The following is a 21,199-nucleotide window of genomic DNA, read 5'->3' as shown; positions in this document are numbered from 1 at the left end:
GCACGAAATCGATCAGAGCGGCGGCCTGAAAGCGGTTCACTCACACGGACTCGAGGCGGCCGGCCGGTCCGGTATGGCTGCCCCATCAGCACGCTGATTGCGCATTTGAGATCCGCCTATCTTATCGTGCAGCCTGGCGTTGCGCGCCAGGCCCATAAGGCCGATCCCCCAGAATCGTCGCCCGGTGCATGATGCGCCGCTGCGGACGGTAGTCGTCGCAGGCGTAGTGCTGGGTCAGGCGATTGTCCCAGAAGGCCAGATCGCCCTGGCGCCATTGCCAGCGCACGGCGAATTCCGGCCGGGCGATCTGCTTGCACAGCAGCTGCAGCAGCGCGGTGCTTTCGTCCGGCTCCAGCTCGACGATACGGCTGGTGAACGCCTCACTGACGAACAGGCCCTTGCGCCCGGTTTCCGGGTGCACGCGAACCACCGGATGAGTCACCGGCGGGTTGGCGGCGCGGGCGGCGTTCCATTTTTCCAGGGCATCCGGGGTGTTGCCGAAGCGCTCCAGCGGAAACGACAGGGTCAGGTCGTGCACCGCCGTCAGGCCGTCGAGCAGCCCGCGGATCGGCGCGGACAGCGCCTCGTAGGCCGCCGAGCAGCTGGCCCACAGTGTATCGCCGCCATGGCGCGGCACGTGCCGGGCGCTGAGCAGCGAGCCCAGCGGCGGCGACGGGATGAATGACACGTCCGAATGCCACAGGGCGTTGTCGCGCAGGTCGTTGAGGTCGGTATCCAGCACGAGGATTTCCGGCTGCGCCTCGATCTTCGGGTAGAGCGGATGGATATGCAGATCACCGAACAACGCGGCGGCATTGCGCTGCTGGGCGGGCGTCAGCAACTGGTCGCGAAAGAACAGTACCTGGTGCTCGAGCAGGCCCTGGTGCAGCGTCCGATGGGCGGCGGGCGTCAGCGGCTGCGCCAGGTCGATACCGGTGACGCGAGCACCGAGGGCCTGGCCGAGACGTTCGAACTGGATGCTCATGATCGTCAGCTCCAGGACGCGAAACGTTTCTGCAAGGCCCGCAAACCCAGCTCGATGGTCAGGGCGATACCGGCGATCAGCAGGATGCCGACCACCACCACATCGGTGGCGAGGAACTGCGCGGCGGACTGCACCATGAAACCCAGGCCCTGGTTGGCGGCGATCAGCTCGGCAGCCACCAGCGTCGACCAGCCCACCCCGAGAGCGATGCGCAGCCCAGTGAGGATGTCCGGCAACGCGCTGGGCAGAATCACGTGGCGCACCACCTGCAGACGGCTGGCGCCCAGGCAGCGCACCGCCTGGATACGCGCCTTGTCGACGCGGCGCACGCCGCCCACGGTGGCGATCAGCAGCGGCGCGAACAACGCCAGGTAGATGAGCAGCACCTTGGACAGCTCGCCGATACCGAACCAGATCACCATCAACGGCAGGTAGGCCAGCGGCGGAATCGGCCGGTAGAACTCCACCAGCGGGTCGAGCGCAGCGTTCAAGGTCGGATTGAGGCCCATGGCGATGCCCAGCGGCACCGCCGTGACCACCGCCGCCAGCAAGGCCACCAGCACGCGCCACAGGCTGGTGCTCAGGTGCTGCCACAGGGTGGCGTCCAGGTAGCCGTCGTGCAGCAAGCCCTCGAGGGCCACCAGCAGTTGCTCGGGCGCCGGCAGGAAGATGGTGTCGATCCAGCCCAGGTGGGTGGCCAGCCACCACAGGCCCACCAACGCTGCCAGGGTAGCCAAGGCAGCCACCTGGCGACGGTCGAGGCGGATCACCGAACGGCGGGTACGGTTATTCAAATCCGTTTGCAAGGCGTCAGAAGGCATGGTCGGCGGGCTCCTGAAGAAAGACATCGAGCAGCTCCTGGCGCAGCTCGGCAAAGGCAGGGTCACCCTTGATCGAACGCACCGGCTCGCCAGCGAGGTAACGGCGCGCGAAAGGCAGCTGGCGACGCAGCACCGCACGGGCGGGCGGACCATCCAGCACGATCAGCTCGGTGGCCAGGAACAGCGCCTCGTCGACGCTGTGGGTGATCAGGAACAGGCCCTTGCCGGTGCGCTTCCAGACGTCGAGCAGCAGCACCTGCATACGTTCGCGGGTCAGTGCATCGAGGGCGCCGAAGGGTTCGTCGAGCAGCAGGAAATCCGGGTCGACTGCCAGGGCGCGCGCCAATCCCAGGCGCTGGCGCTGCCCGCCGGACAACTCGCCGACCTGGTGGTGGGCATGGCTGCCCAGGCCCACCAGCTCCAGCACCTGCCGCGCCCGCGCATGGCGCTCGGCCTTGCCCAGGCCACGCAGGCGCAGGCCCAGGGCGACGTTGTCGAGAGCATCGAGCCAGGGCATCAGCGCGTCGTCCTGGAACACCACGCCGCGCTCGCCGCCCGGGCCTTGCAGGGTTTTGCCGTCGATATGCACCCGGCCGCCATCCACCGGCTGGAAACCGGCCAGCACGTTGAGCAGGCTGGACTTGCCGCAGCCCGATGGGCCGAGCACGACCACGGACTCGCCCTTGTCGATCTGCAGGTCGAAGCTATCCAGGATCACCTGTGCATCACCACGGCGCGTGAAGCTCAGGCTGACCCGCTCGGCGTTCAGTCGGCTCATGGTCGACTCCTCGATTAAAAAAAGCCCCTCCGAGGAGGGGCAAACCTGTCGTGAAGGTGATTCGGTGTTACAACGCCTTGCGCACGTACTCGGCGCTCACATAGGGCGAATAGTCCGGCAGTACGGTGGGAATGCGCTTCTGTTCCTTGAGGAACTCGGCGGTGCGCGCAGTGGCCTTGGCGGTGCCGCCGCCCAGCAGCTCGGCGCTCACCTGCTGCTGCGCGTCGGGGTAGGTCGAGCCGGCCAGCAGCTCGGGAACGTCGGCGGCATTGGCGCCGATCAGCTTGGCGATCTTCCTGGCCTGCTCGGAATCGGCTGTCCACTTGGCGGCGTTGGCCTGGTAGTCGGCAAAGGCGTCCAGGGTCACGCCAGCGAACTTGGCCAGCACCTCGGGGTGCTGCTCGGCGAAATCCTTGCGAGCGACCCACACCTCGAAGGTGGGCGCGCCCCACTTGCCGACTTCGGCGGCATCGGTCAGCACCTTGCCGCTGCGCTTGATCTCGCCCAGGGCCGGCGACCAGACGAAGGCACCGTCGATGTCACCGCGCTTCCAGGCCGCGTTGATCTCGGCGGGGTTGAGGTTGACGATCTTCACCTTGCTCGGGTCGATGTTCCAGTGCTTGAGGGCACCGAGCAGGCTGTAGTGGGAGGTGGACACGAACGGCGTGGCGATGGTCTTGCCGACCAGTTGCTCGGGGGTGTCGATACCGCTGCCGTCGCGCACCACCAGGGCCTCGGCGGCGTTGATCTGCGCCGCGACCAGGAAGGTCACCAGCGGCAATTTGCGCGAGGTGGCCGCGGCCAGCGGGCTGGAGCCGAGGTTGCCGATCTGCACGTCACCGGAGGCCAGGGCGGTCACCACTTCGGGCCCGGAATTGAAGCGTCGCCAGTCGAGCTTTTCGCCGATGGCCTTCTCGTAGGCACCGTCGGCCTGGGCGACCTTGGATGGGTCGACGCCGGTCTGGTAGCCAATCACGATATCGGCCGCCTGGGCCTGCAGGCTGGTGGCAGCCACGACGGCGAGCAGCAGGGTCTTGATGGCGTGTTTCATGGGCAACTCCTCGCAAAGGGCACCAGGCTGTCCCGGCTGCCATACGCCTCGGTGGCGCTGTTCGAGAAATTTATGGTTATAAGAAATATCTCTCCAATAACATTTTACGATTAGCTTAGAGCCGTCGATGACAGCCGCGAGCCAGAGCCGCAGCGCTTGCCCGGCTGAGCTTCTGTCGACTCGCAAGGCGCCACCGCCGACGTGCCGCTCGTACCCCGCTGCCCTGACGACCGCCTCTTGGGATTGCCCGGCCCAGGCAGTAGAATCCGCCGCTTTTCCAGGCGATCACGACCATGCAACCAGGTGACTCCCCGCGTAACGGCGAACTGATCTACGGCCTCGAAGACCGCCCGCGCCCGCTGGTGGCGATCCTCGCCGCCCTGCAACACCTGCTGGCGATCATCGTGCCGATCGTCACGCCAGGCCTGCTGATCTGCCAGGCACTGGGCGTGTCGGCCCGCGACACCAACCTGATCGTGTCCATGAGCCTGGTGATTTCCGGCATCGCCACCTACGTGCAATGCCGTCGCTTCGGGCCGCTGGGCGCGGGCCTGCTGGTGGTGCAGGGCACCAGCTTCAACTTCGTCGGCCCGCTGATCGCCGGCGGCGCGCTGATGGTCAAGCAGGGCACGCCGGTGGAAGGCGTGATGGCGGCGATCTTCGGCGTGGTGATCGCCGGCTCGTTCGTGGAGATCGGCATCTCGCGCATTTTGCCGTTCGTGAAGAAGCTGATCACCCCGCTGGTGACCGGCATCGTGGTGCTGATGATCGGCCTGACGCTGATCAAGGTCGGCCTGATCAGCATGGGCGGCGGCTATGGCGCGATGGCCAATGGCACCTTCGCCAACGGCGAGAACCTGCTGCTGTCCGGCGTGGTGCTGGCGGTGATCGTGGTGCTCAATCGCATCCCGGTGGTGTGGCTGCGCAGTTGCGCCATCGTCATCGCCCTGCTGGTCGGCTACGCGCTGGCCGGCTACCTGGGCCGCCTGGACTTCACCGGCATGCACCAGGCCGAGCTGTTCCAGGTGCCGACGCCGCTGCACTTCGGCCTGGGCTTCTCGTGGAGCCTGTTCATCCCGATGCTGGTGATCTACCTGGTGACGTCCCTGGAAGCCATCGGCGATGTGACCGCCACCAGCAAGGTGTCGCGCCAGCCGGTGGAAGGCCCGCTGTGGATGCAACGCATCAAGGGCGGCGTGCTGGTCAACGGCGTCAATTCGCTGCTGGCCGGCGTGTTCAATACCTTTCCCAGCTCGATTTTCGCCCAGAACAACGGGGTGATTCAGCTGACCGGCATCGCCAGCCGCCATATCGGTGTGTGGATCGCCCTGGTGCTGGTGATTCTCGGCCTGTTCCCGGCCGTAGCCGGTGTGATCCAGGCGGTGCCGGAGCCGGTGCTCGGTGGCGCGGCGATGGTCATGTTCGGCGCCGTGGCGGCCTCGGGCATCAACATCCTCGCCGGCATCGAACTGGACCGTCGCGCGCTGCTGATCATCGCCGTGTCCCTGGCCCTCGGCCTCGGCGTTTCCCAGGTGCCGGAGTTCCTCGCCCATATGCCGGCGGCCCTGCGCAACGTGCTGGAGTCCGGCGTGGCCACCGGCGGCATCTGCGCGCTGGTGCTCAACTGGTTCCTGCCGGAGAGCGCGGCCAAGGCCGAACGCCACGACTAAGAATCTGTGGCCCGTTACCGCCAGGGTGCAGGCAACCCTGGCGAACTGCCGTCAGCGCAACTTCTCGAGCATCTGGTAATACCACATGCCCGCTGCCAGCATCGGGTTGCCGAGCTGGTCGCCCAGGGGCACCTTGATGTGCTTGCAGGCGGCGAAGGTGTCGAACTGCTCCAGGTCGCCGGTGATCGCCTTGGCCATGATCTCGCCCATGATGTGACTGGTCGCCACGCCATGGCCGGAGTAGCCCTGGCAGTACCAGACGTTGCCCGACAGCTTGCCCAGTTGCGGGATGCGGTTCATCACGATGCCCATGGCGCAGCTCCACTGGAAGTCGATCGGCACGCCCTTGAGCTGCGGGAAGGTGCGCTCGATGCAGGGGCGCAGCTCGCCGGCGATATCCCGTGAATCGCGCCCCGAGTAGTTGGCGCCACCGCCGAACAGCAGCCGGCCATCGCCGGTCAGGCGGTAGTAGTCGAGCACGAAGCGGCAGTCGTACACCGCCAGGTCCTGTGGGTTGATCTCGCCGGCCAGCTCGCCCAGCGGCGCGGTGGTGACGATGCCGCCCATGGCCGGGAAGATCAGGCCCTTGAGCTGGCGGCGCTCCAGCTTGTGGTAGACGTCGCCGGCCAGCAGCACCTGCTTGGCCTCGATCCGCCCGCCCGTAGTAACCACCGCCGGACGCGGGCCGTGGACGATCGCCAGCACCTCGGAATGCTCGAAGATCAGCGCGCCCAGGCTTTCGGCAGCCCTGGCCTCGCCGAGACACAGGTTGAGCGGGTGCAGGTGCATGTTGCGGGTGTTCTTCAGCGCGCCGCAGTACAGGTCGCTGCCCAGTTGCGCCCGCACGCCGGCGGCGTCGAGCAGGCTGACATCGCCCGCCATGCCGCGGCGCAGCGCTTCGTCGTAGGTGGCCTTGAGCTCGTCCAGGTGGCTGGCCTTCATCGCCGTATGCAGGTGGCCGTGCTTGAGGTCGCAGGCGATGCCGTACCTGGCCACGCGGTTGCTGATGATTTCGTGGCCGCGCCAGCGCAGGTGCCAGATGAAGTCGTCCACCTCCTTGCCCAGGGTGTTGCGCATCTGCTTGCCCATGGCTTCGTCGCCGGACAGGCTGCCGGTGACCTGGCCGCCGTTGCGCCCACTGGCGCCCCAGCCGACCTTGTGGGTTTCCACCACGGCGACCTTGAGGCCGCGCTCGGCCAGCTCCACCGCCGTGGCGATGCCGGTGAAGCCGCCGCCGATGATGGCCACGTCGACGGTCATGCTGCCCTGCAGCGTCGGGTAGTCGCTCTCGAAGTTGAGCGAGGCCGCGTAGTAGGACGGCGCACGCTCGGCGGCGGGTTTGACGGGGTGGTTGCTTGCGTTCATTGCATGTCCTTGGGGTGCGCTGGCACCGATAAATCAGCCATCGGGGCTAAAGCCCCGCCCACAGAGCGCTTGTGTAGGAGGGGCCGGGCGGCGATCCGCTTCAGCCCCGAGCCTTGCAAACAGGAGCCATCAGGCATTGCTCAGGTACCAGCGCCAGTCCTGCTCGCCGACCTCGCCCATGAACTGGCGGTATTCGGCGCGCTTGACCGCGAGAAAGACCCTGAGGAAATCGGCGCCGAAGGTCTCGTGCGCCCACTCGGATTGCTCCAGTGCCTGGATTGCCGCCGACCACTGGGTAGGCAGATGCTCGGTAGCCTGGGCATAGCCGTTGCCCTCGACCGGCGCACCAGGGTCCAGCGCCTGGCGGATGCCCCGGTGAATCCCGGCCAGGATCGCCGCGGCGGCGAGATAGGGGTTGGCATCTGCGCCGCAGATGCGGTGCTCCACGTGCCGGGTATTGGCCGGGCCACCGGGTACGCGCAGGCTGACGGTGCGGTTATCCACACCCCAGGTGGGCGCCAGCGGCGCATAGCTGTTGGCCTGGAAGCGCCGGTAGGAGTTGGCGTTGGGGCAGAACAGCAGCAGCGAGTCGAGCAGGCTGGCGAGCATGCCACCCACCGCCTGGCGCAGCAGCGGCGTGCCTGCTGGGCTTTCACTGGCGAACAGGTTGTCGCCCTGCCCATCGGCCAGGCTCACGTGCATATGCATACCCGTGCCGGCCAGGTGATCGAAAGGCTTGGCCATGAAGCACGCCTGCATGCCGTGGGCATGGGCGACACCCTTGACCAGGCGCTTGTAGCGCACCGCCTGGTCCATGGCCGCGAGCGCCGGGCCGTGCTCCAGGGTGATCTCCACCTGGCCGGGGGCGTATTCGGAAATCGCCGTGCGCGCCGGGATGCCCTGGGCCTTGCAGGCCCCATAGAGGTCCTTGAGAAACGGCTCGATCTGTTCCAGCTCGCGCAGGCCGTAGACCTGGGTCTGCCGCGGCCGACCGCCGTCGCCGTCCAGCGCCGGCTGCGGGCGGCCGTGGGCGTCGCGTTTCTGGTCGAGCAGGAAGAATTCCAGCTCGCAGGCCATCACCGGGTGGTAACCGTCGGCTTCGAGCTGCTCGATCACCCGCTGCAGCAAATGCCGTGGGTCGGCCGGCGTAGCTGGCATTCCCTCAGTCGGGTGCATCGACACCTGCACGGCGGCGGTGGGAATCTGCCGCCAGGGCAAACGCACCAGGCTGCCGGCCAGCGGGTAGGCGCGGCAGTCGATATCGCCCACCTCCCAGACCAGCCCGGTGTCCTCGACATCTTCGCCCTGGATGGACAGACCAAGCATCGTACTCGGCAGCGGCCGGCCACTCTGGTACAGCGCCAGCAGTTCCTCGCGGTGCAGCAGCTTGCCGCGCGGCACGCCATTGGCGTCGAGGATGAACAGCTCGATCAATTCGATATCGGGATTAGCGGCCAGGAAATCCTGGGCTTGCTGCACAGCGGCGAAACTCGTCATATCGCACTCGCTTGCGCCAGTCGGGCGCTCGGTGTCCGCACGGCCGGCTCGCTTGGCGAACAGGTGGCGCAGGCAGACAAATAGGCATCAGCGGCTGCGGACATGGCGCAGCCATCGGAGTCAGCGGGCGGAAAGGACGTCAGGCGGGCGGGCGTGGCGGCAATGCCAGAGCGCCCAGAAGGCGAGGATCTGCGGCAATGCCGTGGGTTCGGGCGCCCGGCCCCGCGCGCGCAAGGCTGGCAGGGCAAGAGCGTGGGCAGGACGGCAGACCGGGATAGACATGCCCCGAGGCTCGCACGCCGCGACAGTCAGGTTAAATCGTTATTGCCGTACCTTCAGATCGCCACTGGCTAAACAATCACGCTCACGGCTCCGGCCGGTAGCCCAGGCGCAAACCACCCCAATGCTTGCCCTGCACATGGATCGGTACCGACAGGTCGTGCATCAGCTCACCGGTATCGCGCATGTAGGTCTGCAGCAGCACGCGCTGCTGGTGGCTGCCGCAGCGGATGCCGGTGCGGTCGTTGAACAGCCGCTTGCTGCGACTCTTCACGGTGTCCACGGCGCGGTCACCGGTGGGCGGATGGTTGAAGGCCTGATTGTGGGTCGGCACGTAGCCTTCCGGCGTGGTGGCGATGGCGAACACCAGGCCTTCGTGACGCTTGAGCAGCGGCTCCTGGATGGCCGGCAGCACGCCATCGGCGTAGCTGTCGAAGCGGGTGCGGAACTTGGCCGGGAAGCTGTCTGGGATCGGCTGGTACTGACGGTCGAACAGGTCCGCGAGGCTGATGCGCCCGGCCTGGACATCGGCCTCGAACTGCCTGGCAATCGCAGCGGCGCCCTCCAGGGCGAGCTCGTAGATGCGCTGGTGGTAGTCGTCGAGCCCGACGCTGGCCAGCTGCTCGCTGACGCTTTCCGCCTGGCCGACCAGTTGCTCGGCGGCCTTGCCCAGCTGGCGGGTCTGATCCTCGCTGCTGCGCACGTCGCTCCGCAGTTGCTCCACCGCCACCAGCAACTCGGCCAGATGCCCGTGATTGCTCGCCGTGCCGGCGCTGATCTGCGCCACCTGGGCATCGACATCGGCGGCCAGGTCGGCGATGCCGCGCAGTTGCTCGCCAGTGAACTCGACCTGCCGGGCGGCCGCTTCGAGTTCTTCGGCCTGGCGCTGGATATGGCTGACCACCGCCGCGCTTTGCTGGCGGATATCGGCGACCATCTGCCCCACCTCGCCGGTGGCGCTGGCGGTACGCCCGGCCAGGCTGCGCACTTCGTCGGCGACCACCGCGAAACCGCGGCCCTGCTCACCGGCGCGGGCGGCCTCGATGGCGGCGTTGAGCGCCAGCAGGTTGGTCTGGCTGGCGATGGACTGGATCACCTGGGTGACCTGCTCGATCTGCTCGGTCCGCGCGCCGAGGCCATCGATCAACTCGCGGCTGGCCGCCGCCTGGGCGCTGAGCTGCTGCATCCGCGCGATGGCCTGCTGCAGCTCGGTCTGGCCGCTGGCGCTGCTGGCGCGCACGGTCTGCGCGGCGCCAAGGGTCTGACCGGCACGCTCGGCATTGCTCTGCTCGGTATGGGTCACGGCGTGGGCGCCTTCGCTGATCTGCTCGACCGCGGCCAGCTGCGACTGCAACCGGCCGGCCAGTTGCTGCACGGTGAAGGCCACCTGAGCGGCGGACAAGGCGTTATGGCAGGTGTGCTGCGACAGGCTCTGGCTCAGCGTGTCCAGCGACGCCGCGGGGGCGGCTGTAGACGCCATAGCAGCCGGGCGTCGCCAGGGGCCGAGCCACGGCCACAGCGCCAGCAAGAGCAGCGCGACGGCGGCGAGGTAAGGCGGCATCTGCAGCTGCTGCCAGACCACCAGCAACGTCACCAGGCCGAGCACATGCAAGGCCAAAGCGAGCCGATCACGAGTAAACCCTACGTCCATGGTGCACCTCGTTGTTCTTATGGTGCGGCGCTGGCAGCCAACCTGGCCGCTCGGCAGAGTGCCGCGTCTATCCCTAGCTCATCGACCGTGCGGGCTAAATCTGTAGCAGCAAGGCCAAGCGAATCAGTTGATCACTGGACGGCGTGTCGGGCTATGGCACTTTGGTCGCAGAGTGCAAACGCCGATTAGCGTTCGAGGCGATGGCGTTTGACGAAGGCGCGGTCGAAGTAGTCCTTGCAGCGCCCATAGAGCTGCCCGCCTGCGCTCCACTGGTGCCACCCCAGCAGGGCACCGCCATCGCCGCTGGCCAGCAGCAGGGGGCGTTGGCCGCGCGCCTTGTAGTCTCGTAGCACGCCGCCGCGCAGGGCCGCAGACAGGTTGGCGGCGAGCACCGGCACCTGGCGCATCGAATACAGGCCACTCTTGCGCACGCCGGGCAGGCTGGCGCAGTCGCCGACAGCGAACACCTGGGGGTGGGAATGGCTTTGCAGCGTGGGGGCGGTGTGCACGAAGCCGTCGCCGTCGCAGCTCAGGCCGCTGGTGGCGATCCACGGCAGCGCCTGGGCCCCGCTGGCCAGCAGCAGGCGGCCACCGTGCCACACGGAGGCCTCACCGCTGATCAGGCAGTTGCCGTCGATACGGCTGATCGGGCAGTGCTCGCGCACCTGCACGCGGCGCATGCGCAGGTGCCCCCAGGCGCGCATGCGCAAACCGGCGCAGTGCCCGGCCAGCAGCGGCTCACCGCAGAACAGCGCCAGCTGCGGCACCTGATCGGCGAGCGCCAGAGCCATTTCCACACCCGCCACACCACCACCGAGAATGGCCAGGGGTTGCGGGTCGCGCTGCCAGGCCTGCCAGCCGCTGATGAACTGATCGACCGGTTTCACCGCCAGCACGTCCATGCCCTCGCCTTCACGGGGCGGGCAGGCAACCCGGTCGCCGACGTTGAGCGACAGCCAGTTGCCCTGCAGCACGCGGTCATCGGCCAGGGTCAGCTGGCGGGTGGCGGCGTCCAGCGCAGCAACGGGCGCGACGATCAGCTCGACCTGCGCCGCCTGGCACAGTGCGCTCAGGCCGATCTGGCAATCCTGGGGCGAATAACGACCACCCACCAGCCCGGGCAGCATGCCGGCGTGCCAGGTGTGCTCGGCACCCGCCACCAGGGCGATACGCCCCGCCGGTCGCTCGATCAGCGCCCAGCGCCGCAGAACCCCAAGATGGGCCGGGCCTGCGCCTACCAGCAACAGATCGTGGTCAATCATCTACACCGATATCCTTGAGAGCCTGGGAGCGACGTGCTGCACCTTGGGCAGGCACCGCGAGCTTTGACCGAAACAGGCGCGCAATGATCCCTCCCGCGACGGGTCGATGGAGCATGGCGGCAACAGGCCGTTTCGAGCAAGTGAAGAGACGCTTGCGGCGGGTTTTCGACACATTTGTCCTGCGGTTATCACTCAGGCGCTGCAACCCCCGGACTCTGTACGGCGGTTTAAAACGCAGGCAAAAAAAGACCCGCCGAAGCGGGTCCTTTGCAACGCTGTGGCTTACGCCAGTTCGTCGAAGCACTCGGCCACGATGGCGATGCCTTTTTCCAGCTGGGCGTCCGGGATGGTCACCGGCATCAGGAAGCGCACCACGTTGTAGTAGGTGCCGCACGACAGCAGGATCAGGCCTTTCTCGCGCGCCTTGGCGACGATCTTGCCGGTCAGCTCGGCAGCCGGCTTGCTGTGGTCGCCGCCTTCGAACAGCTCGATGGCGACCATCGAACCCAGGCCGCGCACGTCGCCGATCACCTTGTGCTTGGCGGCGATGTCACGCAGGCCAGCCTTGAGCTTCTCGCCAACGGCGTTGGAGCGATCCAGCAGCTTCTCTTCGTCGAACACCTTGAGCACGGCCAGGGCCGCGGCGCAGGCGATGGGGCTGCCGGCATAGGTGCCGCCCAGGCCACCGGGGGCGATCTTGTCCATGATCTCGGCCTTGCCGCTGACGCCGGAGATCGGGAAGCCGCCGCCGACGGACTTGGCGAAGGTGGTCAGGTCCGGCACCACGCCCAGTTGCTCGGTGGCGAAGAAGGTGCCGGTACGGCCAGCGCCGGTCTGCACTTCATCGGCGATCAGCAGGATGCCGTGCTGGTCGCACAGGGCGCGCAGGCGCTGCATGAAGGCTGGCGAGTTGACGTAGAAACCGCCTTCGCCCTGTACCGGCTCGATGATGATCGCGGCGATGTCCTGGGGCTGGGCATCGTTCTTGAAGATGCGCTCGATGCTGGCGATGGATTCGTCTTCGCTGACGCCATGCAGCTCGCACGGCGCAACGGCGCGGTACACGCCAGCAGGCATCAGGCCCATGCCGGCGGAGTACGGCACCACCTTGCCGGTCAGCGACAGGGTCATCATGGTGCGGCCGTGGTAGGCGCCGGTGAAGGCGATCACGCCGGCACGGCCGGTGGCGGCACGGGCGATCTTCACGGCGTTCTCGACCGCTTCGGAGCCGGAGGTGACCAGCAGGGTCTTCTTGGCGAAGTCACCCGGTACGCGCTTGGCGATTTCTTCGCACAGCTCGATGTAGGGCTCGTAGGCGAGCACCTGGAAGCAGGTATGGGTCAGCTTGGTCAGCTGCTCCTGAACGGCGGCGACCACTTTCGGGTGCAGGTGGCCGGTGTTCAGTACGGCGATACCGCCGGCGAAGTCGATGTACTCGCGGCCTTCGACGTCCCACACGGTGGCGTTCTCGGCGCGCTCGGCGACGATCGGGTGGATCTGGCCGACACCGCGCGGTACGGCGGCCTGGCGGCGTTGCAGCAGGGATTCGTTGGTCTTGCTCATGGCTTCCTCATTCACCGCTCATCGTCGGTGTGGTTCAAGGATGACGCATCCCGCTGCAGCCACGACAGCATGCGATGATCGACTGCCGGGCCTTGCGGGATACAGGGAGAAACGTGTGTTGCGCCGCCGCAGCGGCGCAGGTCGATCAGCTTAAATGCTCAAGCAGAGGTACTTGATTTCCAGGTAATCCTCGATGCCGTACTTGGAGCCTTCACGGCCCAGGCCCGAGGCCTTGATGCCGCCGAACGGCGCCACTTCGTTGGAGATCAGACCGGTGTTGATGCCGACCATACCGTATTCCAGTGCCTCGGCCACGCGGAATACGCGGGAGAGGTCACGGGCGTAGAAGTAGGAGGCCAGGCCGAACTCGGTGTCGTTGGCCATGGCGATCACTTCGGCTTCGTCCTTGAAACGGAACAGCGGCGCCAGCGGGCCGAAGGTTTCGTCCTTGGAGACCAGCGCGCTCTTCGGCACGTCGGCCAGAATGGTCGGCTCGAAGAAGGTGCCGCCCAGGGCGTGGGTCTTGCCGCCGGAGAGGATCTTGGCGCCTTTGGCAACGGCGTCCTCGATGTGCTCCTTGACCTTGGCCACGGCCTTCTCGTCGATCAGCGGGCCGGTGGTGGTGCCGTCTTCCAGGCCGTTGCCGATCTTCAGCTTCTCGACCGCGACCTTGAGTTTCTCGGCGAAGGCCTCGTAGACGCCGTCCTGCACGTAGATGCGGTTGGCGCACACGCAGGTCTGGCCGTTGTTGCGGTACTTGGAGATGATCGCGCCTTCGATGGCCTTGTCCAGGTCGGCATCGTCGAACACGATGAAGGGCGCGTTGCCGCCCAGCTCCAGGGAGACCTTCTTGATGTCCTGGGCACATTCGGCCATCAGCTGGCGACCGATCTCGGTGGAGCCGGTGAACGACAGCTTGCGCACGATCGGGTTGCCGGTCAGCTCGCCGCCCACTTCACCGGCGCTGCCGGTCACCACGCTGAACACGCCAGCCGGGATGCCGGCACGGGTCGCCAGCTCGGCCAGGGCCAGGGCGGAGTATGGGGTCTGCGAAGCGGGCTTGAGCACCATGGTGCAACCAGCGGCCAGGGCCGGGCCGGCCTTACGGGTGATCATCGCGGCCGGGAAGTTCCACGGGGTGATGGCGGCGGTGACGCCGATCGGTTGCTTGATGACGATCAGGCGCTTGTCGGCCTGGTGGCCCGGAATGGTGTCGCCATACACGCGCTTGGCTTCTTCGGCGAACCATTCGATGAACGAGGCGGCGTAGGCGATCTCGCCCTTGGCTTCGGCCAGTGGCTTGCCCTGCTCGATGGTCATCAGGCGCGCCAGGTCGTCCTGGTTCTCCAGCATCAGCTCGTACCAGCGACGCAGCTTGGCGGAACGCTCCTTGGCGGTCAGTGCACGCCAGGCCGGCAGTGCCTTGTCGGCCGCTTCGATGGCGCGGCGGGTTTCGGCGGCGCCCATCTTCGGTACGCTGCCGATCACTTCACCGGTGGCCGGGTTGGTCACCTTGATGGTCTGGCCGCTGTCGGCATCAGCCCAGGCGCCGTTGACGAAAGCCTGCTGGCGGAACAGTTGCGCGTCTTTCAGTTGCATGGCGGTCTCCTCTGTCCCGGCACCATGGCGCCAGGAGATGACGAAAAGAAGCTGGGAGCGAACCCAGGTAGGGATAGAGCGACAGATCAGCCACTGCCTGGCAGTTCGAACGGCGTGTAACCGGGCGCTCAGCCTGGCAAACACCGACGTTTGAAATATCAAACAGATCCTAAGATCAGCTCACCCAAAGGGCAATAGGATGTTCGAGAAAATTAACAGCCCGCAGATGGGCGGGGATCCCCGACGGTTTTCTTTATAGCCCAAGCCAGCCGCCGAACGAGCGCTACGACCAGCATGGACGCACGCCAGCGACATGGGTATGATTGCGCCCCGCAACGCACTCGTAGCTCAGCTGGATAGAGTACTGCCCTCCGAAGGCAGGGGTCGTGGGTTCGAATCCCGCCGAGTGCGCCATATCGCTGTTTCCTCCACCCGACAGGTGACCAGGAAACACAACACGAAGCCCGCCCTGTGCGGGCTTTGTCGTTTCTGGCGCCAGGCAGGTCTTTCGGCGCCGCCACCGCGCCTTTCCGAAACCGCTGGCCAATCAATCGAAACCGCAATCCGCCCGTGGGTGTCAACTGCATCGCTATCTCCCTCACCCACTCAGGATGCCTACCATGTACAACCCGGCCATTCACGCCAAAGGCGAACTCTCCCGAGGCATCGTCTGGCTCGCTCGAACCGGCTATGCGGCGCGTGGCGTGGTGTACCTGATCATCGGCACCTTCGCGCTGCTCGCGGCCTGGGGGAGCAGTGACACGGTCGGCACCAAAGGCGCCATCTCGCAGTTGCTGGGGCAGCCATTCGGTGAAACGCTGCTGTGGATCATGGTGGTCGGGCTCGTCGCCTATGCCGCCTGGCGGCTGACCCAGGCGATCACCGACCCGGAAGACCATGGCACCGACGCCAAGGGGCTCGCCGCGCGTGCCGGCCTCGTCGGCGGCGCCATCAGCTACAGCCTGCTGACCCTGTTCACGCTGGGCCTGCTGGGCAGCTCGCTGGGCGAGTCCTCCGGGGGTGGCGGTGGCGGCGAAGACTTTCTCTCCGGCATGCTGGGCTGGAAGTATTCGAACTATCTGGTTTACCTGGTGGCGCTGGTGCCTTTGGGCGTCGGTATCGCCCATATCATCAAGGGCTGGAAAGCCAAGTTCGAAAAGTACTTCTCGGCCTCGGATGACGTCATGCGCTGGGTAACGCCCATCTCCAAGGTCGGCCTCATCGCCCGCGGCGTTTCCTTTCTGGTGGTGGCCGGCATGCTGTTCAGCGGCGGTACCCGTTATGAACCCACCTCCCCACCAGGCCTGGAGGACGCGCTGCACGCCTTGCAATCCTTGCCCTTCGGCGCCTTCTGGCTGGGCCTGATTGGCGCGGGCCTGATCGCCTTCGCGCTCTACAGTTTTGCCGAAGCGATCTGGCGGCGCATCGACACGGCGGCGGTCTTCGACTGACCCAGGCTCCAGGCACCCAGTCAGTCGCCTTCCATCACCTCCGCCCCGACCAGAAACTTCTGCCGCAACAGGGTTTCCCGGGTAATCGCCACCAGCGCATCGATCTGCATGTCGGGCATTTCCGTCATGTAGGAGAGGCAGAAGCGCGCTGGCGGGATGGGTGGCTCGCAGGGCAGGGTTTTCAGCAGGTTGAGGGCGAGCATTTCGCGGATCAGCGGCACCGGCAGGATGCCGATGGCATGGCCGGCGGAAACCAGCTTGGCCATGAAGCTCAGGGAGTTGCTGGAGTGGAAGGCTTCCGACGGTGCGTTGCCGCCCTTGAGCCAGCTCTCCACTACCGAGTACAGGGTCGAGGGCGCCGAGTGGCTGACGATGGGGTGACCCGCGGCGTGCTCCGGTAAAAAGGGATCGGCGTCGATGGCCAGTTGCGGTGCGGCGACCCACTGGAAAGTCATCCAGCCGATGAAGATGTCGGTGACGTCCTCGCGGGTCGCCGGGTTGGTGAGCAGTGCCAGGTCCAGTTCGTGATCATTGAGCTTGCGGTTGAGCACCGCGCCGACGTCGATGGTGATTTCCAGGGTGATCTCGGGAAAGTGCGCCTTGATCTCGGCGATCACCGCGGTCAGCCCGACCATCGCCGAGCATTCGTCGGCGCCCAGGCGCAATCGGCGGTGCTGCTTCTGCTTGGCGGCGAACTGCTCCAGTTTCACGCTGTTGTTGAGCGCCAGTTCGGCGTGGCGCAAGGCGATATGGCCATCGGCGGTGAGGGTCATGCGCTGCTTGCTGCGGTCGAACAGCTTGACGCTGAGCAGCGATTCCATCTCCCGGATGCGTGAGGAAATGGCCGGCTGGGTCAGGTGAAGGTGGCGAGATGCAGCGTGTACACCGCCCAATCGGGCCGTCCAGTAGAAGGCCTCGATCTGCATCAGGGTAATTCGCATGATAAAAATCGTCCCTACTTCCGTCCGCTGATTTTTATTATCGCCACAAAAACATGCTTGTTAGGATCGGGCCCACTTCTTGCCCAAAACGAATAATTAAACAGCGCATGTATATTATCGAAGCACTTCCCGAGGCGATTAATCCAGAAGAACTTTCCGTTCTCTTGCGCGCCGAGCCCGCCACCATCGGTCATTTCATCACCACCGGCATAGTGCGCCCGCAAATACGCGCACACTTCGAAAATGTGCGCAGCGTGGGCACCGCGGTGACGGTGAAGATGCCCGGTGCCGACGGCGGCATCCTGCATTACGCGATGGGTTGCGCCAGGCCGGGCGACTTTCTGGTGGTCGACCGTTGCGGCGAAAGCGTGACCGCGGCCATGGGTGGTGCCATGGCCTATGCCGCCAAGCAGGCGGGCATTGCCGGGATCATCATCGACGGCTACGTCACCGACCTGGGCGAGCTGCGCCAGCACGGCGTGCCGGTGTGGTCCTGGGGCGCCAGCGCCATCACCACGCGGGTGAAGGGTGAGGAAGGCGAATTCTGTACCGCGGTGCAGTGCGGCGGGGTCGTCGTTCGGCCCGGTGATGCGGTGATCGCCGACGAGAACGGCATCGTCATCCTGCCGCCCGCCCAGGCCCTGGCATTGGCCCACCGCGCCATCGAATTCCAGGAGAACGAGAAGCACACACTCGCGCGCCTGGCCCAGGGCGAGAAATTTCCCGACGTGGTGGGCTCGCGCCCGCTGATCGACGCGGCCATCGACAGGGCACGCTGACCTCGGCCGCACCGCGCCAGGTCAGGCGCGATGACAATTCAAATACTGACCCGCTGCACTTTTCATCAGGTTTCTGCCCCGTAGCTCCCCCAGAAAAACAACAGGACTACCATGAAACTGCATTCGCTCCCCAGGATGATCCTGGCTGCGCTGGGCTGCGCGATTGGCGCCAGCGCACTTGCGGACGATACGTCGTCCGTCCATTTCAACGTGGTCGGTGGCGGTAGCCACAACTACACCTTTCGCGCCGTCGAGCGCCCGTTCTGGACCGAAACCCTGCCGGCCAACTCGGGTGGCACGATCACCGCACGCCTGATGGGCCTCTCTGAAAGTGGTCTCAAGGGCCCGGAGATGGTGCGCGTGCTGCGCGCAGGCGCCGTCGAGATCGGCATGGGCGTGTTCGCCTTCGTGGCCGGCGACGATGCGGCCTTCGAGGGCATCGACCTGCCCGGCATGGCCGCCGACATCGCCACTGCACGGCAGATCGCCGATGCCTACAAACCGGTGCTCGAGGCCCGCATGGCCGAGCGCCACGGCGTCAAGCTGCTGGCCACGGTGCCCTATACCGCCCAGGTGTTCTTCTGCCGCGATGCCGTGAATGGGCTCGCCGACCTCAAGGGCCGCAAGGTGCGGGTGCGCGGTCGCAACATGGCCGACATGGTCGGCGCGCTCGGCGGATCGCCGGTCACCCTGCCCTTCGCCGAGGTGGTCACGGCCATGCAGACCGGTGTCATCGACTGCGCGGTAACCGGCATGGGTTCGGGCAATGCCGCCAAGTGGTACGACGTGGCGGGCCACGTCTATGACCTGCCGGTGGACTGGTCGATCGGCTTCTACGCCATGGGCCTGCAACGCTGGCAGCAACTTGCCCCCGATGTGCAGCGCCTGCTGCTGGCCCAGGCGCAGGTGCTGGAGGATGCCCTGTGGACGGAAACCGCCCGGGAGAACCGCTATGCGCTGGCCTGCAACACCGGCGCCGCCGACTGCCAGATTCATCACCCCGCCGCGATGCAGGCCAGTGCGCCGAGCGACGAGGAGCGCGCCAGGCTGCGCGAGGTCGTGCTGCGCATCGCCAATGACTGGGGCAAGCGTTGTGGCGCCGACTGCGTGCAGCAATGGAACGCCACGGCGGGCAAGGCGATCGGCGTAGCGCTGAAAGATCCCTGAGCACAGCGAAAGCCTCGCCCGAAGCGGCGCTTGCCGCGCTGAACTCCACCCGTTCGCGGAGAAACCTGCTCATGCAACCTGACGACACCCCGAGCCTCCGGCTCATCAATCGCATCGCCCGGGCCAGCGCCTGGATGGGCGGCATCGCGCTGATGGGCTCGGCCCTGATGATCAGCATCGACCTGCTGCTGCGCCGCCTGCTGGGCTTTTCCATGGGCGGTGCCGACGAGATCGCCGGTTACGTGCTGGCCATCGTCAGCGCCTGGGCCTTTCCCATCGCGCTGCTCAGGCGCTCCCACCTGCGCGTGGATATCCTTTACTCGCGCCTGTCGCTCAAGCCCAGGGTCGGCCTGGATCTGCTGGCCCTGGCCGGCATGGCGCTGTTCGTCGGCACGCTGCTGCTGCATGTCGGTGGGGTGCTGTGGGATTCCATCGCCTATCGCTCGATTTCCACCACCCCGTTGCAGGTGCCGCAGTGGATTCCCCAGTCGCTGTGGTTCGCCGGCTACCTGTTCTTCGCCTCGACCATTCTGGTACTGGGCTACAACAGCCTGATGCAGCTGCGTCAGCAACGCTGGGCCGCCGCCAACGCACTGATCGGCATCAATTCGGTCGAGGAGGAGATCGAGGAAGAGTCTCGCTCCAGCCGTGGTGCAACCACCCGGGAGGGTCGCTGAGATGCTGGCATTCACCCTGATCGTATTGCTGGGCCTGCTCGGCCTCAGCGTGGCCGCGGCAGTCAGCGTGGGCCTGCTGGGCATGTCGCTGGCCGAGCTGTTCTCGACGTTGCCGCTGAGCAATGCCATGGGCGAGATCGCCTGGAGTACCGGCGCCGAATTCCTGCTGGTGGCCATTCCGCTGTATGTGCTGATGGGCGAGCTGCTGGTCTGCTCGGGTGTGGCCGGACGCATGTACAGCGCGGCGGACAAGTGGCTGTCGTGGCTGCCGGGCGGCCTGATGAACTCCAACATCGGCGCCTCGGCGTTGTTCTCCGCCACCAGCGGTTCCAGCGTGGCCACGGCGGCGACCATCTCGACCATCGCCCTGCCGGAGCAGGTGCGCAAGGGCTATCCGGCGCCGCTGTTCCTCGGTTCCATCGCGGCGGGCGGCACCCTGGGCATTCTGATTCCGCCGTCGATCAACATGATCCTGTTCGCGCTGATCGCCAACATCTCGGTGCCCAAGCTCTACCTGGCAGCGACCATTCCCGGCGTGCTGCTGTGCGTGATGTTCGTGGCGATGATCGTGATCACCTGCATGATCTGGCCGAGGCTCGGCGGCACCCGGCAACACGTCAACTGGGCCGCACGCCTGGCGAGCATTCCCGACCTGCTACCGCCGCTGGCGATCTTCGTGCTGGTGGTCGGCGCCATCTACAGTGGTTTCGCCACCGCCAGCGAGTCGGCGGCACTCGGTGTGCTGGCGGCGTTCGGCCTGGGCCTGTGGCGCCGCACCTTCACCTGGCAGAACCTGGGGCAGGCGTTCGAATCGACCATGCGCACCAGCGGGATGATCATTTTCATCACCCTGTCGGCGTTCTTTCTCAACTTCGTGCTGTCGGCCATCGGCCTGACGCCCACACTGGTCAGCTTCGTCACCGACCTGGACATGTCGCCAATGGCCACGCTATTGGCGATCATCCTGTTCTACATCGTGCTCGGCTGCTTCATGGACACCCTGGCGATGCTGATCACCACCGCGCCGCTGGTGGTGCCGGTAATCGTCGCGCTGGGTTTCGACCCGTTGTGGTTCGGGGTGATCCTGATCGTGCTTTGCGAGATGGGTCAGATAACCCCACCGTTCGGCATGAACCTGTTCGTGGTGCAGAGTATTCGTAACAAGGGCAACTTCATGGATGTGATTTACGGTGCATTACCCTTCTGCTTCGTGCTGTTGTTACTTATCGCGTTATTAATTGTATTCCCGCAGTTGGCCCTGTGGCTGCCACAGTTCGCCTGAACATCTTATAAAACTTGATATCTATAAACCTGCCTGGAGCTAATCAAGCGCTCTAATTACTCGACAACTTCTGCAAAAGGATTTGCATGTAGGTGCACGGCGCTTACTTTTCCCTATCACATCCCGTATGCCTGCAAGGCCGGCGGCGCTCGGCTGCCTGCCTGATTACTCACGCAACTAGCTGCAAGCAACAGTGCATGGTTTGCACCGTTGTAGGTAGACGTGCATCTTGCGCAGTCATATTTATCAGCCTAATAAAAACATTGAATCCGACTCTTCGGGCAGTTGCGTTGACACTTATCGGCATTCAGAAAAGAATCAACTACCGCATATAAACATCCAACCAATAATAAAAAGGTGATCAATGCCCGCCCCCGACGA

Annotated in this window: 17 protein-coding genes and 1 tRNA gene; 7 read left to right on the top strand and 11 right to left on the bottom strand. The window is 65.7% G+C overall.

The genetic code is table 11. From position 1 onward, the window contains the following. Positions 1–121: 121 nt before the first annotated feature. The 4 genes from tauD to tauA all read right to left on the bottom strand — a co-directional run bounded on the left by tauD (position 122) and on the right by tauA (position 3,635). A complete protein-coding gene (gene tauD, locus K8U54_RS11170) occupies positions 122–985 on the bottom strand; it encodes a taurine dioxygenase (RefSeq protein ID WP_249910181.1) in 864 nt (287 codons plus the stop codon). Between the two features lie 5 nt (positions 986–990). Continuing rightward, on the bottom strand, positions 991–1,806 hold the full coding sequence (gene tauC / locus K8U54_RS11165; protein ID WP_249910180.1) for a taurine ABC transporter permease TauC: 816 nt from the start codon (positions 1,804–1,806) through the stop codon (positions 991–993). After that, the gene (locus tag K8U54_RS11160) at positions 1,796–2,584 is read right to left on the bottom strand and encodes a taurine ABC transporter ATP-binding protein (RefSeq protein WP_249910179.1); all 789 of its coding nucleotides are present in this window, start codon (positions 2,582–2,584) and stop codon (positions 1,796–1,798) included. Before K8U54_RS11160 ends, tauC begins: the two co-directional genes overlap by 11 nt. A 67-nt stretch (positions 2,585–2,651) precedes the next feature. Further along, the gene (tauA, locus tag K8U54_RS11155; protein ID WP_434059998.1) at positions 2,652–3,635 is read right to left on the bottom strand and encodes a taurine ABC transporter substrate-binding protein; all 984 of its coding nucleotides are present in this window, start codon (positions 3,633–3,635) and stop codon (positions 2,652–2,654) included. Between the two features lie 293 nt (positions 3,636–3,928). Between tauA and K8U54_RS11150 the strand changes: the two genes are divergently transcribed. Then, positions 3,929–5,305 carry a uracil-xanthine permease family protein gene (locus tag K8U54_RS11150; protein ID WP_434059997.1) on the top strand — a complete coding sequence of 459 codons (1,377 nt, stop codon included), beginning with the start codon at positions 3,929–3,931 and terminating at the stop codon, positions 5,303–5,305. 51 nt (positions 5,306–5,356) lie between these two features. On the opposite strand, the gene K8U54_RS11145 is transcribed toward K8U54_RS11150, so the two are convergent. The 6 genes from K8U54_RS11145 to gabD all read right to left on the bottom strand — a co-directional run bounded on the left by K8U54_RS11145 (position 5,357) and on the right by gabD (position 14,521). Continuing rightward, on the bottom strand, positions 5,357–6,670 hold the full coding sequence (locus tag K8U54_RS11145; RefSeq protein WP_249910177.1) for an NAD(P)/FAD-dependent oxidoreductase: 1,314 nt from the start codon (positions 6,668–6,670) through the stop codon (positions 5,357–5,359). Positions 6,671–6,799: 129 nt separating this feature from the next. Next, a complete protein-coding gene (locus K8U54_RS11140; protein WP_249910176.1) occupies positions 6,800–8,167 on the bottom strand; it encodes a glutamine synthetase family protein in 1,368 nt (455 codons plus the stop codon). A gap of 364 nt (positions 8,168–8,531) precedes the next feature. Beyond that, positions 8,532–9,926 carry a methyl-accepting chemotaxis protein gene (locus tag K8U54_RS11135; protein WP_434060023.1) on the bottom strand — a complete coding sequence of 465 codons (1,395 nt, stop codon included), beginning with the start codon at positions 9,924–9,926 and terminating at the stop codon, positions 8,532–8,534. A gap of 356 nt (positions 9,927–10,282) precedes the next feature. Then, positions 10,283–11,359, bottom strand: coding sequence for an FAD-dependent oxidoreductase (locus K8U54_RS11130; RefSeq protein ID WP_249910174.1), 1,077 nt, complete (start codon positions 11,357–11,359; stop codon positions 10,283–10,285). A gap of 282 nt (positions 11,360–11,641) precedes the next feature. Next, a complete protein-coding gene (gabT, locus tag K8U54_RS11125; protein ID WP_027909035.1) occupies positions 11,642–12,922 on the bottom strand; it encodes a 4-aminobutyrate--2-oxoglutarate transaminase in 1,281 nt (426 codons plus the stop codon). Positions 12,923–13,072: 150 nt separating this feature from the next. Further along, positions 13,073–14,521 carry an NADP-dependent succinate-semialdehyde dehydrogenase gene (gabD, locus tag K8U54_RS11120; protein ID WP_249910173.1) on the bottom strand — a complete coding sequence of 483 codons (1,449 nt, stop codon included), beginning with the start codon at positions 14,519–14,521 and terminating at the stop codon, positions 13,073–13,075. A 337-nt stretch (positions 14,522–14,858) separates the two neighbouring features. On the opposite strand from gabD, the gene K8U54_RS11115 reads away from it, so the two are divergent. Both K8U54_RS11115 and K8U54_RS11110 read left to right on the top strand, forming a co-directional pair. Next, a tRNA-Arg gene (locus tag K8U54_RS11115) sits at positions 14,859–14,935 on the top strand. A gap of 206 nt (positions 14,936–15,141) precedes the next feature. Further along, positions 15,142–15,972 carry a DUF1206 domain-containing protein gene (locus K8U54_RS11110; protein WP_249910172.1) on the top strand — a complete coding sequence of 277 codons (831 nt, stop codon included), beginning with the start codon at positions 15,142–15,144 and terminating at the stop codon, positions 15,970–15,972. Positions 15,973–15,992: 20 nt separating this feature from the next. Here K8U54_RS11110 and K8U54_RS11105 read toward each other — a convergent pair whose 3' ends face one another. After that, positions 15,993–16,913 carry a LysR family transcriptional regulator gene (locus K8U54_RS11105; RefSeq protein ID WP_249910171.1) on the bottom strand — a complete coding sequence of 307 codons (921 nt, stop codon included), beginning with the start codon at positions 16,911–16,913 and terminating at the stop codon, positions 15,993–15,995. Positions 16,914–17,020: 107 nt separating this feature from the next. Between K8U54_RS11105 and K8U54_RS11100 the strand changes: the two genes are divergently transcribed. The 4 genes from K8U54_RS11100 to K8U54_RS11085 all read left to right on the top strand — a co-directional run bounded on the left by K8U54_RS11100 (position 17,021) and on the right by K8U54_RS11085 (position 20,818). Beyond that, positions 17,021–17,692, top strand: a complete 672-nt coding sequence (locus K8U54_RS11100; RefSeq protein WP_249910170.1) for an RraA family protein — start codon at positions 17,021–17,023, stop codon at positions 17,690–17,692. Positions 17,693–17,803: 111 nt separating this feature from the next. Beyond that, complete coding sequence (locus K8U54_RS11095) at positions 17,804–18,859, top strand: TRAP transporter substrate-binding protein (protein WP_249910169.1); 1,056 nt, start codon at positions 17,804–17,806, stop codon at positions 18,857–18,859. Between the two features lie 71 nt (positions 18,860–18,930). Then, positions 18,931–19,536, top strand: a complete 606-nt coding sequence (locus tag K8U54_RS11090; RefSeq protein ID WP_249910168.1) for a TRAP transporter small permease subunit — start codon at positions 18,931–18,933, stop codon at positions 19,534–19,536. Position 19,537: 1 nt separating this feature from the next. Next, positions 19,538–20,818 carry a TRAP transporter large permease gene (locus tag K8U54_RS11085; protein ID WP_249910167.1) on the top strand — a complete coding sequence of 427 codons (1,281 nt, stop codon included), beginning with the start codon at positions 19,538–19,540 and terminating at the stop codon, positions 20,816–20,818. Positions 20,819–21,199: the final 381 nt, after the last annotated feature.

The sequence above is a fragment of the Pseudomonas fulva genome (assembly GCF_023517795.1).
GTDB lineage: Bacteria > Pseudomonadota > Gammaproteobacteria > Pseudomonadales > Pseudomonadaceae > Aquipseudomonas > Aquipseudomonas fulva_D.
This window is presented reverse-complemented; position numbering and strand designations above follow the sequence as displayed.